General features: G+C 64.3%; 13 protein-coding genes and 2 pseudogenes. 11 read left to right on the forward strand and 4 right to left on the reverse strand.

Annotated features, from left to right (window positions below):
* Positions 1-740: 740 nt before the first annotated feature.
* Positions 741-914, forward strand: a pseudogene (locus M3T53_RS08860) (HNH endonuclease); the annotation flags it as partial.
* Here the strand turns inward: M3T53_RS08860 and M3T53_RS08865 are convergent.
* From M3T53_RS08865 to M3T53_RS08875, 3 genes are all read right to left on the reverse strand, one after another.
* On the reverse strand, positions 911-1,171 hold the full coding sequence (locus tag M3T53_RS08865) for a 50S ribosomal protein L7/L12 (RefSeq protein WP_442866946.1): 261 nt from the start codon (positions 1,169-1,171) through the stop codon (positions 911-913). The pseudogene M3T53_RS08860 and the gene M3T53_RS08865 overlap by 4 nt on opposite strands.
* 219 nt (positions 1,172-1,390) lie before the next feature.
* Complete coding sequence (locus M3T53_RS08870; RefSeq protein WP_334540619.1) at positions 1,391-1,723, reverse strand: ClbS/DfsB family four-helix bundle protein; 333 nt, start codon at positions 1,721-1,723, stop codon at positions 1,391-1,393.
* A 235-nt stretch (positions 1,724-1,958) separates the two neighbouring features.
* On the reverse strand, positions 1,959-2,375 hold the full coding sequence (locus M3T53_RS08875; RefSeq protein WP_272434163.1) for an SRPBCC family protein: 417 nt from the start codon (positions 2,373-2,375) through the stop codon (positions 1,959-1,961).
* A gap of 46 nt (positions 2,376-2,421) precedes the next feature.
* Here M3T53_RS08875 and M3T53_RS08880 point away from each other — a divergent pair, with 46 nt between their 5' ends.
* From M3T53_RS08880 to M3T53_RS08900, 5 genes and pseudogenes are all read left to right on the forward strand, one after another.
* Positions 2,422-2,994 (forward strand): P27 family phage terminase small subunit, encoded by a 573-nt coding sequence (locus M3T53_RS08880; protein ID WP_272434164.1) that lies wholly within the window; start codon positions 2,422-2,424, stop codon positions 2,992-2,994.
* 69 nt (positions 2,995-3,063) lie between these two features.
* A pseudogene (locus M3T53_RS08885) lies at positions 3,064-3,609 on the forward strand (S-adenosylmethionine synthetase N-terminal domain-containing protein); the annotation flags it as partial.
* A 35-nt stretch (positions 3,610-3,644) separates the two neighbouring features.
* The gene (locus tag M3T53_RS08890) at positions 3,645-4,079 is read left to right on the forward strand and encodes an ACT domain-containing protein (protein ID WP_272434165.1); all 435 of its coding nucleotides are present in this window, start codon (positions 3,645-3,647) and stop codon (positions 4,077-4,079) included.
* 37 nt (positions 4,080-4,116) lie between these two features.
* A complete protein-coding gene (locus M3T53_RS08895) occupies positions 4,117-4,305 on the forward strand; it encodes a hypothetical protein (protein ID WP_272434166.1) in 189 nt (62 codons plus the stop codon).
* 55 nt (positions 4,306-4,360) lie between these two features.
* Positions 4,361-4,483 carry a hypothetical protein gene (locus M3T53_RS08900; protein WP_272434167.1) on the forward strand — a complete coding sequence of 41 codons (123 nt, stop codon included), beginning with the start codon at positions 4,361-4,363 and terminating at the stop codon, positions 4,481-4,483.
* A gap of 277 nt (positions 4,484-4,760) precedes the next feature.
* Here the strand turns inward: M3T53_RS08900 and M3T53_RS08905 are convergent, their stop codons facing one another.
* Positions 4,761-6,713 carry a solute carrier family 23 protein gene (locus M3T53_RS08905; RefSeq protein WP_272434241.1) on the reverse strand — a complete coding sequence of 651 codons (1,953 nt, stop codon included), beginning with the start codon at positions 6,711-6,713 and terminating at the stop codon, positions 4,761-4,763.
* 274 nt (positions 6,714-6,987) lie between these two features.
* On the opposite strand from M3T53_RS08905, the gene M3T53_RS08910 reads away from it, so the two are divergent.
* The 5 genes from M3T53_RS08910 to M3T53_RS08930 all read left to right on the forward strand — a co-directional run bounded on the left by M3T53_RS08910 (position 6,988) and on the right by M3T53_RS08930 (position 13,374).
* Entirely contained in the window at positions 6,988-7,995 is a 1,008-nt protein-coding gene (locus M3T53_RS08910) for a LacI family DNA-binding transcriptional regulator (protein WP_272434168.1), read from the forward strand.
* 212 nt (positions 7,996-8,207) lie between these two features.
* Positions 8,208-9,392, forward strand: a complete 1,185-nt coding sequence (gene chvE, locus M3T53_RS08915) for a multiple monosaccharide ABC transporter substrate-binding protein (protein WP_272434169.1) — start codon at positions 8,208-8,210, stop codon at positions 9,390-9,392.
* Between the two features lie 79 nt (positions 9,393-9,471).
* Positions 9,472-11,019: a sugar ABC transporter ATP-binding protein gene (locus M3T53_RS08920; protein ID WP_272434170.1), complete on the forward strand. Its 1,548-nt coding sequence runs from the start codon at positions 9,472-9,474 to the stop codon at positions 11,017-11,019.
* Positions 11,016-12,185 carry a multiple monosaccharide ABC transporter permease gene (gene mmsB / locus M3T53_RS08925; RefSeq protein WP_272434171.1) on the forward strand — a complete coding sequence of 390 codons (1,170 nt, stop codon included), beginning with the start codon at positions 11,016-11,018 and terminating at the stop codon, positions 12,183-12,185. The genes M3T53_RS08920 and mmsB overlap by 4 nt, the downstream gene beginning before the upstream one ends.
* 160 nt (positions 12,186-12,345) lie before the next feature.
* Complete coding sequence (locus M3T53_RS08930) at positions 12,346-13,374, forward strand: LacI family DNA-binding transcriptional regulator (RefSeq protein WP_272434172.1); 1,029 nt, start codon at positions 12,346-12,348, stop codon at positions 13,372-13,374.
* The last annotated feature ends 129 nt before the right edge of the window (positions 13,375-13,503 follow it).

The following is a 13,503-nucleotide window of genomic DNA, read 5'->3' on the forward strand; positions in this document are numbered from 1 at the left end:
TGGCACGGGGGTGGCACAAGATGTGGCATGAGATGCCGTGCCAGATCCTTCAGAAGGAGAGCGTCATGGCGAAGAGGTCACGGGAGTTGAGCCCCTGACCTCAGCGACGAACCGGGTGTCGGCCGCGTGGCCGCTCTGGTGCATGCGTGTAGCCGCCGGGTCTTGCGGGGAATGCCCCCGCTGGGTGTTCACATTGCTTAGCTGGTCGGGCCCTCATGGTGAGCCAGGGTCGCGAATCCGTCCACCAGTGGTTGCAAGCGTTCTCGTTGGTCGGGATGCATGACGCACCAGTAGTCCGGGTTGGCTGCGGCGTCGGTGATGGGCACGTGGACGCGATTGCTGGTCTCGGCGTCGGCCGGGTACAGGTTCTGTGGTGAACACGGGGAGCGTGGATGCTTGTGTGATTTTGCGCCAGGGGTCAGCGTCCTGCACCAGGAAAGTCGCCCGGGGCATGCGATCGCGAACCAGGTCGTCCCAGAAACCGAGGTTCGGCTGGAGCAACATAGTCTCGCCGTCCAGATCGTGCAGCCGGATCGACCGGTAGACGGCGACCGGGTGCGCGGGCGGAACCGACACGTAGAGAGGTGTTCACTGCCGATCCGCACAGCGGGTGTGCCGGACTCGGGTCGTCGTGTTGTCACGGCCAGTTGGTATTCACTCGTGCGGATGGCCCGTTCGACCGCGCCGCCGCCGTCCTCCTCGCAACCTTCACCTGACTACGCGCATAAAGGAAACACACCCTAGCCGACGGCAGACACACCCCGGTCGCTGAAGTCCACCACATCCTCCCCCTCGAACACGGAGGCGCCCAAGACTTCGACAACCTCAGATCGCTGTGCAAACCCTGCCACTCGAGACAGTCCGCGCTCGATGGTGACCGGTGGAGGAACAAGTCGCAGGTCTACAGCTATTAGGAGACGGAGTCGATCGCGTTCTTAGCGGTGAGCAGGTCAGCGCCGGTTCGTACTCGGTACGCCTTGATCGCTTCGATCGAGCGTCCCTGCTCGACCAGCTTCTTCTCCTCGGCTGACACGCCGTAGATGTCCAGGTTGTCAGCGTCCTCGCCAAGCCTTGTCCTCAGCTCAGCAAGGAGCTTCAACAAGCGCTCGTTCTCACGACGTAAGCGCTCAATTTCTCGTGCCTGAACAAACCACTTAGCCATCTTCGTCACCTACCAGTTCAATTTTGTATGGCTTCTATTTTATCACAGGCGGGTAGGGGTCTTGGATCTCTAGGGCAGAGTCTGGGATCAACGGGCCTGCGGTCTCGCGCGCAAAGTCTTCGAACCAAACAGAGTATTGACCCGGCGTCCTGAGCTGGTGCGTTTTACCGCTTCTGTTTTGGGGCTTTCGGGTTTGATGTGTTGGCTTTCTGGTGGGCGCGCAGTTTCTTAATGGCTCAGTCGTAGTGGCTGGGTGCTGCTGACACTAGGTCGGACCCCAACGAGGTGATTCCTGTCCACGAGAAGTATTGTTTCTTTCGTGAACAGCTCCTCATCGGTGAAACTCTCGATGAGTTCGACTATCTGGAAATGACTCGTGGTCAGCATCTCCTGTATCTGACCCAAGGGCGCATTGTGGTAATGTTCCCAGATTTCCGTGTTCAAGACTGCGTAGTCTGCCATGTGTGAGGTGCAGGCAGAATGGTTGTGCTTGATCATCGAGGTTGGAATCAAGGAAGTTGAACAGCATTTTTTGACACGCGCATAGGTGGGCAAGGACATCGTGCAGATTCTTGTCTCTGGCCCAGCGGGTTCCAGTACGGTCGAAACCTACGCCGAAAACAGGCTGACGCTTTCTATCTCCGGCCGCATGGAGTCAATCAACGCCTGCAGCGCGTCCCACCGGAAAGTGGTCGCCTCCAACAGTTCCGTTTTTGTTTTCGCTCGAGCCATGCCTAATTGGAACACAGAACGCCGAGAAATTAGCAGAGGAGGCGCCTCGTGGCAAAAGGTGGATCTAGTGATAACGCGATTGCAGTTCAGCTTGTAGGTCGCGGAAATACCGGGCTTGATAGGCGGCTAGGAATCGTTTCGCTATCCAGTTCGGAACTAGCCTGTTCTGAAGGTGGACATCTTCGATGAATCTAACTCGGCAGCCACCATCTTCTTTTGGTTCGAAGGTGCCCTTCCATGTACCAGTTAGAGACGGCGAATCCATTTGAAATTCCCAACTGTGGAATGATTCGAGGCGGGTTGTGTGGAATCGTATGGGTTTGTCTCTTTTTGGAATTTCAATGAATCTGCGTTCATCGACGATTTGGCATTCGGATAGATCACTGCGCCATTGCCAGTTAGTTAGATCGGTAACCACCTGCCAGATTTGCTGGGGAGTATAGGGAAGGTCTTCTTCCCGAACAGCAACGATCTTTCCCATATCTACCTACCTTTGCTCGACAACCCTTCTACTGGAGAAATATGTCATGGCTCGTGATGGTACCAACCGAGGCGGTCGTCGGGTGCGTGCGGGTGCGAAGCCTGACCCGTTGAACGAGAAGCTCGCCGCTGGCCGACCGGCCACTCGGCTTGAGGATCCGCTGGCGACGCCGTTCGACTTCGAAGGCTCCGATATCGGCGATGGGGCGGTGTTGTCGGGGGAGACGATGCCCGAACCGTCGGAGTACTTGTCTGCGGTACAGAAGAACGGCAAACCACTCGGTGCTGACCTGGTGTATCGGGAGACATGGGAGTGGCTGAATGAGCGTGGCGGTTCCCAGTTCGTTTCCAAGCGCCTGATCGAGGCCTACGCCCAGGCGTTCGCACGTTATGTGCAGTGCGAGGAAGCGATCTCCAAGTTCGGCCTGCTGGGTAAACACCCAACCACCGGGACTGCAATCGCATCCCCATTCGTGGCGATGAGTCAGAGCTTCGGTAAGCAGGCCAACGTGTACTGGTACGAGATCTACGAGATCATCCGCGCGACCTGCACCACCGACTATTCGGGTGCTGCACCCGGTGATGAAGTGATGGAGCGCCTGCTGCAAGCCCGCTCCTAAAACCCTTTGAGTCTTTGCGCCTGCGCCGATCGGGTGGGTGCTTTTTCGTGCTGAGAAAGTGAGCCTTTGATGGTTGATGTGCGTACGTGTGAGTCGGTGTGTGTGGGGCATCCGGACAAGGTGTGCGATCAGATCGCAGACCAGATTCTTGATGACCTTCTGCGTACCGATCCGGTTGCGCGGGTGGCGGTGGAGGTGATGACAGCTGGGCGTCGGATCATCGTTACCGACGAGATCACCACGTCCGCCAGGCTTCGCATCCGTGAATCGGTGCGAGAGGCCCTATGCAGGATTGGATACAACCCGAACCGGTTCCTGGTCTATGTGTGGACGCGTAAGCAGTCGCCCGACATCGCCGCAGGCGGCTCGACTTCGCTGGAAGCCCCTGAAGGCAACACGAGTGCGTTCGCCCTGCAGGGCGCGGGGGATCAGGGCACCGTCTACGACTACGCCATCAACAAAGCATCTGAGCGTCTGCCGTTGCCGCTGGTTCTCTCGCACGAGATCTGCCGCCGTCTCGACACCGCCCGTGTGGAGGGCACGATCCACGGCCGGGCAGCGGAGGTCAGGTCGGGCGGTCTCGGCATGACGGTGGTCGGACGTCAGGGGATGGGCCCGACATTCCCGAGGGCTCTCCCTAGACTCATCCCATGGCTGCCCTCGAATCCCTGGAGGAGATTCTTTCATCCCTGACCGTGTCCGCCCGCGGAGTCTACGCCTACGTCGAGATCGGCGAATGGCCGGCCGGCGCCCATCCGCTCGCCGTCGTCGTCGAGGACGAGGGCGCCGCCGCGATCCTGCCGATTGACGAGGCCTTCGCGCTCGTCGACGGCCCGCTCGACCGTTTCGCGCTCCTGACGCTCGACGTCCATTCGTCGTTGACGAGCGTCGGCCTGACGGCTCTCGTGTCGACGGCGCTCGCCCGGCGCGGCATCTCCTGCAACGTCGTCGCCGGCTTGCGCCACGACCACCTCCTCGTCCCCGAGGATCGGGCCGACGAGGCGCTCGCCGTCGTGCGCGCACTCGCGTCGGGCGACGCGGATCCGACCGTGTGCCGGCACCTGGGGGACGACGGGCCCCGGTAGTCTCTCGGTCAGACGCAGATCGCAGGAGGAGTGAGTGATGAGCGACGATACGACGACCAGCATCCGCGGCGCCCGCGCCGGAGACGTCGTCGAGGTCGACGGCGTCCGTTACGAGAGGATCGACGCCATCGAGGGCGACAACTGGGCCGACGAATGGCGCGCGGTCGACTCCGGCGAGTCGATCGGCACCGCCGACCTCGAGCGCCTGTCCTCCGCCGAGGACTGAACCGCTGGGGACCCCCTCGTCCGTCGGGGCGTCCGCCCGACCGGATGAGGGCGCGGTGTCCAGCGGGACCGGGCTGCGAGGAGGCCGAAGCATCGTCGGCGAGCTCCGGGCCCCGGGCCCCTGCCAGGTCGGCGAGGCCGACGAGGCCCGGGAGCCGACCGGAGTCGGGAGGGCCTGACGGGCACCGGCGCGTCGAGGAATCCGGGCGCGAGAACCTCCCGGAAAGAATCCCAGGGAATCCGAAGGTTCGCTCGATCCTGCGTCCAGGTCCGGGCCCTACGCTCGGGGATACCACAAAGGAATACGGCCCGGGGCAGAGGCTGCCCCCATCGTTCGGGCCGACGACATTGTGCAAAAGGAGCGCTATCGGACGATTGTGACTGTGTTGATGGGATGCGTTGAGGGCCGGCCCCTGCGGGCCGGCCCTCAACGTCTGCGCGTCATCCGCCGTCGGGTCAGTCGAGCTGCTCGAAGCCCTCGGTCCATGCGGCGCGCACGGGGTTGGCGTCGGCGACGAGGGCGTCGAACCGTTCGTCGGCGATGTCGATGACCTCTCCGAGGGCGAAACGGGCCTCGCGCGCCGGGGACGACTCGACGCGGCGCCACCCCGATTCGATGATCCGGGCGCGGTCCGACAGGTTCGACACGCACATGACGAGCGGCCGGGAGAACCTCTCGCGGTAGGCGGCCCCCAGGGCCCTCAGCTCCCGCTCCTCCTGGTCGTCGAACTCCCCGAATGCCAGGGAGGTCGTGTCGACCTTCGACTGGTCGTCGCCCGAGTCGGTCAGCAGCAGGTCGACGATGTCCTCGTACCCCCCGATGAGCTCTTCCTGCTCCTCCTCGGTTGCCGCGAGGACCTCGTCCTCGAAGGCGCGGCGCAGGTCGGCCGTCGAGGCGAAGGGGCGGTGCTCCCAGGCCCGCTCGACGGGCCACGTCTGCCCGGTGAACATCTGGGAGAAGGCGGCGACGAACTGTTCGCGGCTCATCGCGTTGACCTCGTCGAGGGGGACCGGGCGCCCCTGGACGACGGCGACGCCCGGCCCGGAGGATCGGCCGACGTGGAAGAACAGCAGGTTGAGGACGATGGCGGCGAGGGCGCCGATGGTGACGCCCGATCCGAAGACGATCCGCAGCCAGGAGGGCAGGGCGGCGGCGATGTCGGGCTTGAGGGTGACGAGCATGGCGAGCCCCAGCGAGGTCGACACGATGACGGCGTTGCGGTTGTCGCGCATGTCGACGGCGCTGAGGGTCTGGATGCCGACGACGGCGACGCTGGCGAACATCGCGAGGGAGGCGCCGCCGATGACGGGCTGGGGGATGGAGGCGACGACGGCCCCGGCCTTGGGCAGCAGGCCGAGGAGGATCATGATGACGCCGGCGACGGTGACGACCCACCGGGACTTCACGCGGGTCAGCCGCACGAGCCCGACGTTCTGGGCGAAGCACGTGTAGGGGAAAGAGTTGAGGATCCCTCCCAGGACGGTCGACAGCCCGTCGGCGCGCAGCGCGTTCGCGATGTGCCGGGGGGTGATGCGCTTGCCGACGACCTCGCCGGTGGCGAAGACGTCGCCGGTGGTCTCGACGGCGGTGATCGCCATGACGATGAGCATCGACAGGATCGCGGTCGCTGAGAACTTCGGCAGTCCGAAGAAGAACGGGTAGGTGACGCCCGCCCACGAGGCGCCGGTGACGCCGGAGAAGTCGGCGTCGCCGAGGGCGAAGGCGACGAGGGTCATGACGACGAGGCCCAGGAGGACGGACAGGGTCGCGAGGAAGCCGGTGAAGAGGCGCTGGACGAGGACGATGATCGCGATGGTCGCCAGCGCGTAGCACAGGCCCCTGATCGTCGCGGCGGGGTCGGGGCCGTCGGGGGAGGAGGCGCCCCAGGCGACGATGTCGCCGGCGGACACGGCGATGAGGGTGACGCCCATGACGGTCAGGAGGGTGCCGGTGACGACCGGTGGGAAGAACTTCAGGAGCTTGGCGAAGTAGGGGGCGACGAAGAAGACGATGAGGCCGGCGGCGATGATCGACCCGTACATCGTCGCGAGCCCGGTCGTGGGGTCGGCTCCGGCCGGCGTCGCGGCCGCGCCGATGGCGATGAGGGGGGAGACGGCGGTGAAGGTGACGCCCTGGATCAGGGGCAGGCGCACGCCGATGCGCGTGCCGATGCCGGCCGATTGGATGATCGAGGCGATGCCGCAGGTGAACAGGTCGGCGTTGATGAGGTGGATCAGGGTCTGCTCGTCGAGGCCGAGCCCCGAGGCGATGACGAGGGGGACGACGACGGCCCCGGCGTAGAAGGCGAGGACGTGCTGGAATCCGAGGACGAGGAGCTTGCCGATGGGCGGCACCTGGTCGACGGGGTGGGCGGGGGGCTGCGGCGGTTGGGGCGCGGTGGATCTCATCATGGCGTCTCCTGACGGAGCGGTGTGCGGGGACGCGCTCATTCTTCTCCGGCGCGGGGGAGGCGGGGGAATCGGGTGGCGAAGATCGCATCCGCGCGGCGAAGGGAGGACGGCGTGGGGAGATTGGGGGGGCCGAGGCCGGTGCCGGCCTGGGCGCGCTCCGTGTTAGCGTGTCCTGACCGGAGATCGCACCGCTTCGGCCGGCCGTCCCGGTTACGGCGGTCTTCGCGTCTGAGGAGGAGTGTTCATGGGGTCCGCTAAGCGTCCGCCTGCGATGATGGATGTTGCGGCTCTGGCGGGGGTTTCGCACCAGACCGTGTCGCGGGTGCTCAACGGGACGGGCAAGGTCGCCCCCCAGACCCGTGAGCGCGTTCAGGCGGCGATCGATCAGCTCGGCTACCGGCGCAATTCGGTGGCGCGGGCCCTGGTGACGCGCAAGTCGGGGATCATCGGGATCGTGACGACGACATCGGTGCACTACGGGCCGACATCGATCCTCGTGGCGATCGAGTTGGCGTCGCGCCAGGCGGGGTACTTCACGGGCGTCACGGCGCTGGAGGACTTCTCGGTGGAGTCCTTGACGAGCGCTTTCGATCACTTCCTCGGCCTGGCGGTGGAGGCGATCGTCGTCATCGCGCCGGTGGTGGGGATCGCGGAGGCGGTCGAGGCCGTCCGCGTGCCGGTCCCGGTGGTGGCGGTGACGGCGGCGGATGTCGTGGGGGCGTCGGATATCCGGTCGGTGAGGGTCGATCAGCTGGGTGGCGCGCGCGAGGCGGTTCGTCATCTGGTGGATCTGGGGCACCGGGACATCGTTCACATCGCGGGCCCGGAGGATTGGTTCGAGGCGAGGATCCGCTTGGACGGGTGGCGCGTGGAGCTCGAGGCCGCCGGCGTGGGCGGCCGTGTGGCGCCGGTGCGCGGCTGGGAGGCGTCGGTCGGGTACGAGGCCGGCAGGGCGCTGGTCGACGAGGGCCTGCCGACGGCGGTCTTCACGGCGAACGATGCGATCGCGTTGGGGCTGATTCGCGCGCTGGACGAGGCGGGGGTGGACGTCCCGGGGGACGTGTCGATCGTCGGGTTCGACGACGAGCCGATGTCGAGGTACTTCCGTCCGGGCCTGACGACGGTCCGTCAGGACTTCTTCGATCTGGGCCAGCAGGTCCTGTCGGCGGTCAGCTCGGCGATCGAGGGGGAGGGGGAGTGCTTCCCGATCCTGCGGCCGACCGAGTTGATCGTCCGGGATTCGACGGCTGCTCCGCGCACGCTCGTCCCGTCCGTCTGACCCGCTCGCTCTTCAGCGCTTCCCACTAGCGCCTGGCCTCCCATCCCGAGTGGGGAGGTCGGCATGTGCACGTGCACATTGTTATGAAACATTTACTCCGTGATGTTGCGCACATCGCATGTGATCGTTAACGTGAAGCGAGTCGGCCACCCATCGAGGTTCGGCGACTCGCAGTGCTACACCATCTCAGTTGCTCGACGAGGAGTACACCAATGACAACCACTCGTTCATTCGGCCGTCGCGCCAGCGGTCTCGCGGCCCTCTTCGGCGCAGGAGCCCTCGTCCTGAGCGCATGCTCGGGCGGCGGGGCGGGTGCCCCAGCAGCCGGTGAATCCGGCGCCGCCCCCGCAGCCGAAGGCTCCATCAAGGTCGGCGTCGCCATGCCGACCCAGACCTCCGAACGGTGGATCGCCGACGGTAATGCCGTGAAGGAGGGCCTGGAGAAAGCCGGCTACACCGTCGACCTCCAATTCGCCAACGACGACATCCCCACCCAGACCCAGCAGATCGACCAGATGATTACCAATGGAGCGAAGATCCTGGTCATCGCCTCCATCGACGGCACCGCCCTGTCCAGCCAGCTCGACGCCGCCGGCGCCGCGAACATCCCGGTCGTCTCCTACGACCGCCTGATCCGCGACAACGAGAACGTCGATTTCTACGTCTCCTTCGACAACTACAAGGTCGGCGTAGCCCAGGCGAAGGCCCTCCTCACCGGCCTCGGCCTCACCGACAAGGACGGGGCCAAGGCGGCCGATGCCCCGGTCGGCCCCCTCAACATCGAGCTCTTCGCCGGTTCCGCCGACGACAACAACGCCGGATTCTTCTTCAATGGCGCGATGGACACCCTCAAGCCCTTCATCGACGAGGGGACCCTCGTCGTGAAGTCGGGCCAGACCTCCTTCGACCAGGCGGCGACGCTCCGCTGGTCGCAGGAGGCCGCTCAGAAGCGCATGGAGGACATCCTTACTTCGACCTACGGCGGTGGCACTGAGCCGCTCGCCGGCGTTCTCTCGCCCTTCGACGGAATCTCACGCGGCATCATCACCGCCCTCCAGGGCGCGGGTTACGGCCCCTCGATCGCCGACGGCCTTCCGATCGTCACCGGCCAGGACGCCGAGATCGCCTCCATCAAGCTCATCAACGACGGCGTCCAGCAGTCGACGATCTTCAAGGACACCCGTCTCCTCGCCGCCCAGGCCGTGAAGACGGTCGAGGCGATCGGCAAGGGGGAGACCCCCGAGGCGAACGACACCAAGACCTACGACAACGGCGTGAAGGTCGTCCCCTCCTACCTCCTCGAGGTTCAGACCATCTTCAAGGACAACATCGAATCCGACATCGTCGGCTCCGGCTACTACACGGCCGATGAAGTCGCTGCCGGCGTCACCAAGTGAGCCACCCGGTGGGCGGGCGGAGGATCTCCCACCCGCCCACCGGTCACTCATCCCCTCGACTCGCGAATGCGGAAGTGAAATGACGTCAAACATTTTGGAGATGCGAGACATCGACAAAGGATTCGCCGGGGTCCAGGTGCTCAAGCACGTGAACCTCGAAGTCCGGCGTGGTGAAGTGCATGCCCTGTGCGGTGAGAACGGCGCCGGAAAATCGACCCTCATGAAAGTCCTCTCGGGCGTGTACCCGCATGGCCACTACGACGGGACGATCGTCTGGGAGGGCGAGGAGGTGAAGTTCTCCTCCATCAAGGACTCCGAGAATCTCGGCATTGGAATCATCCATCAGGAGCTCGCTCTCGTCCCGTACCTGTCGGTCGCGGAGAACCTCTTCCTCGGAGTCGATAAGCCCCGCAAGAATGGTCTGATCGACTGGCATCAGGTCAACCATCTCGCTGAGGAGGTCTTGAAGAGGGTCGGTCTCGATGAGAACGTTACGACTCCCGTCGGTCAGCTCGGCGTCGGGAAACAACAGCTCATCGAAATCGGCAAGGCCCTCTCCAAGGATGTCAAACTCCTCATCCTCGATGAGCCCACGGCGGCTCTCAATGACAATGACTCGGCACAGCTGCTCGATCTGGTTCGCCAGCTCAAGGACTCCGGGGTGTCCATCGTCATCATCTCCCACAAGCTCAACGAGATCGCCGCGATCGCGGACCGCACGACGATCCTGCGCGACGGCATGTCCATCGAGACCCTGAACATGAAGGATCCTGCCTCGACCCAGAACAGGATCATCTCGCTCATGGTCGGCCGCGAGCTGTCCCAGCGCTATCCGGTGCGCGAGTCCACGATCGGCGAGGAGATCTTCCGCGTCGAGGACTGGACCGTTTACCACCCGACCCAGGAGGGGCGCGTCGTCATCAAGGACGCCTCCTTCAACGTCCGCCATGGAGAGGTCGTCGGGATCGCCGGCCTCATGGGAGCAGGGCGGACCGAGCTGGCCCGATCGATCTTCGGCCGATCCTACGGGCGCAATATCTCGGGCCGGATCTACAAGGATGGCAGGGAGATCCAGATCAAGACCGTGTCGGACGCGATCAAGAATGGTATCGCCTACGCGACCGAGGATCGCAAGCAATACGGCCTCAACTTGATCGACGACATCCGCCACAATATCGGTATCGCGGGCATCTTCAAGCTTGCCAAGCGCGGCATGGTCAACGGCAACGAAGAGCTCGCCGTCGCCGTCGACTACAAGGAGCGGATGAACATCCGCTCCCAGTCGGTCCTCCAGCTCGCTGGATCCCTCTCGGGAGGCAACCAGCAGAAGGTCGTCCTGTCGAAGTGGCTCTACACGGATGCGGACGTTCTCATCCTCGACGAGCCGACCCGCGGCATCGACGTCGGCGCGAAGTTCGAGATCTACACCCTCATCAACAAGATGGTCGAAGAGGGCAAGGCCGTCATCGTGATCTCCTCCGAGCTCGAAGAGATCCTCGGCATCTCCGACCGCGTCTACACCCTTGCCTACGGGCGCATCACCGGTGAGGTGCCGATTGCCCAGGCGAACCAAGAGAACCTCATGGAACTCATGACCATTGAACCCTCAAGGGAGAACGACAAGTGAGCACCACCAAGAGCCTGGGCGAGATGTTCAGGGGAAACATCCGCCAGAGCGGTATCTTCTTCGCCTTCCTGGCGATCGCCATCCTGTTCGCCGTGCTGAACCCGTCCTTCCTGAGTCCTGGGAACCTGACGAACATCGTCCTCCAGTACTCCTACATCCTGGTCCTCGCGATCGGTATGCTCTTCGTCATCATCCTCGCCCAGATCGACCTCTCGGTCGGCTCGGTCGTGGCCGTGACGGGCGCCTTGTCGGCGGTCCTCGTCATCAAGCAGGGGATGCCCTGGTGGGTCGGCGCCCTCGCCGCCATCGTCCTCGGCCTGGTCATCGGGGCATGGCAGGGTTTCTGGGTCGCATACGTCGGGATCCCCGGCTTCATCGTGACCCTCGCCGGCATGCTCCTCTTCAGGGGTCTGACCTTCCAGATTCTTGAGAACGTATCCCTCTCGCCGTTCCCGAAGCCCTACTACAACATCGCCAACGGCTTCTTCAACGGCCTGCTCGGCGGCAACGGATACGACGTCTTCACCCTCGTGGTCTTCGGTATCGGTGTCGCGGGCTTCGCCTACCAGCAGTTCCGTTCGCGCCAGGCCCGTATTGCCTACAATCAGGCGGTGGAGTCCATGGGGCTCTTCGTCGGGAAGATCCTCGTCATCGGCGCTTTCGTCATGTGGTTCGCCTACCAGATCGCCTCCTCGCGCGGCCTGCCCTTCGTCCTCGTGATTCTCGCCGTCCTTGTCCTCATCTACGGCACGCTCGCGAACTCGACGGTCTTCGGCCGCGACGTCTACGCGATCGGCGGCAACCAGGCCGCTGCCGCCCTGTCGGGCATCAACGTCAAGGCCGTGACCTTCTGGACCTATGTGAACATGGGCTTCCTCGCTGCGGTCGCCGGCATCGTCTACTCGGCCCGCATGAACGGCGCCCAGCCTTCCGCAGGCAATATGTTCGAACTTGACGCCATCGCCGCGTGCTTCATCGGCGGCGCGTCAACGACCGGCGGCATCGGCAAGCTGTCGGGCGCCCTCGTCGGCGGTCTCATCATGGCCGTCATGTCGAATGGTATGCAGCTCATGGGCGCCTCCACCTCGACCCAGCAGATGGTCAAGGGCCTCGTCCTTCTCCTCGCCGTCGCCTTCGACATCTGGAACAAGCGCCGCGCCGGCTGATGCGGGCCTCGTCTCCTGCTGGAAGTGGGAGGGGGAGCGGGGCGGCGTTCTAGACGCCGCCCCGCTCCGGGTTTCTTTCATTCGCAGCGGCTCCTCGCTCAATGGGCTTTCGCATAGCCTTGCCTTAGAGGCGAACGAGGATTTCGGAGGAACTTGTTTCATGGCGCGTCCCAAACGGCTCAATCGCCCGCCGTCGATCCTCGACGTTGCCGCGGCGGCGGGGGTCTCCCACCAGACTGTCTCCCGGGTCCTCAACAACTCGAAGAACGTCCTGCCGCAGACGCGCGAGCGCGTGCAGGCCGCGATCGACGAGCTCGGATACCGCAGGAATTCCGCCGCGAGGGCTCTCGCCCGGCACAAGTCGGAGATGATCGGCGTCATCACGACGACCTCCCTCGACTACGGGCCCTCCTCGATCCTCATGGAGGTCGAGCTCGCGGCCCGGGCCTCGGGGTACTACACGGCGGTCGCCCCGATCGAGGATTACGACGACTCCTCGATCGAGGAGGCCCTCGACCATCTCCTCGGCCTGCCGGTCGAGGGCCTTGTCGTCATCGCCCCGCTGCGCGATGTCGCGGCGGACATGTCGAAGAAGGACATCCCCGTTCCGGTGGTCGCGGTGACGACACAGGAGATGGGGGAGGTCGCGGGGGTGATCCCGGTGGCGATCGATCAGGTGAAGGGGGCGCGCCTCGCCCTCGAGCACCTGTACGGACTGGGGCATCGGGATATCGCGCACATCGCCGGTCAAGCGGAATTCTTTGAGGCGCGGCATCGGGAGGCGACGTGGCGCGCCTTCATGGGGGAACGCGCCCTGGCGATCCGTGAACCGGTGGCGAGGGGATGGGACTTCTCGATCGGCTACGAGGAAGGGCGGCGCCTCCTGGCGGAGGGGATGCCCAGTGCGGTCTTCTGCGCGAACGACCAGATCGCCCTGGGCCTGTACCGCGCCCTTGAGGAGGCCGGGAGGTCCGTGCCCTCGGATGTGTCGATCGTCGGGTTCGACGATATGCCGGCGGCGCGCTACTACTCCCCGGCGCTGACGACGATCAATCAGGATTTTGCCAGCCTGGGGCGCCTCGTCCTCTCGACCCTCCTCGAGGCGATCGACGCTCCCGAGGCGGCGGGAATCGCGCCGAAGAGTCTTGAACCAGTGCTCGTCGTCAGGGATTCCACGGCCCGCCCGTAGCGCCCTCCCCCTTGCCTTCGAGGGCTTAGCCCTTCTTGCGCGCATGTGGATCAAATTCTTTGAAAAACGTGGACATCACAGTAATGTGAACGCTAACCTATAGGTGTTGACATCCGTTTCGTCGCTCCT

It is taken from the genome of Actinomyces sp. B33 (assembly GCF_028437565.1).
GTDB lineage: Bacteria > Actinomycetota > Actinomycetes > Actinomycetales > Actinomycetaceae > Pauljensenia.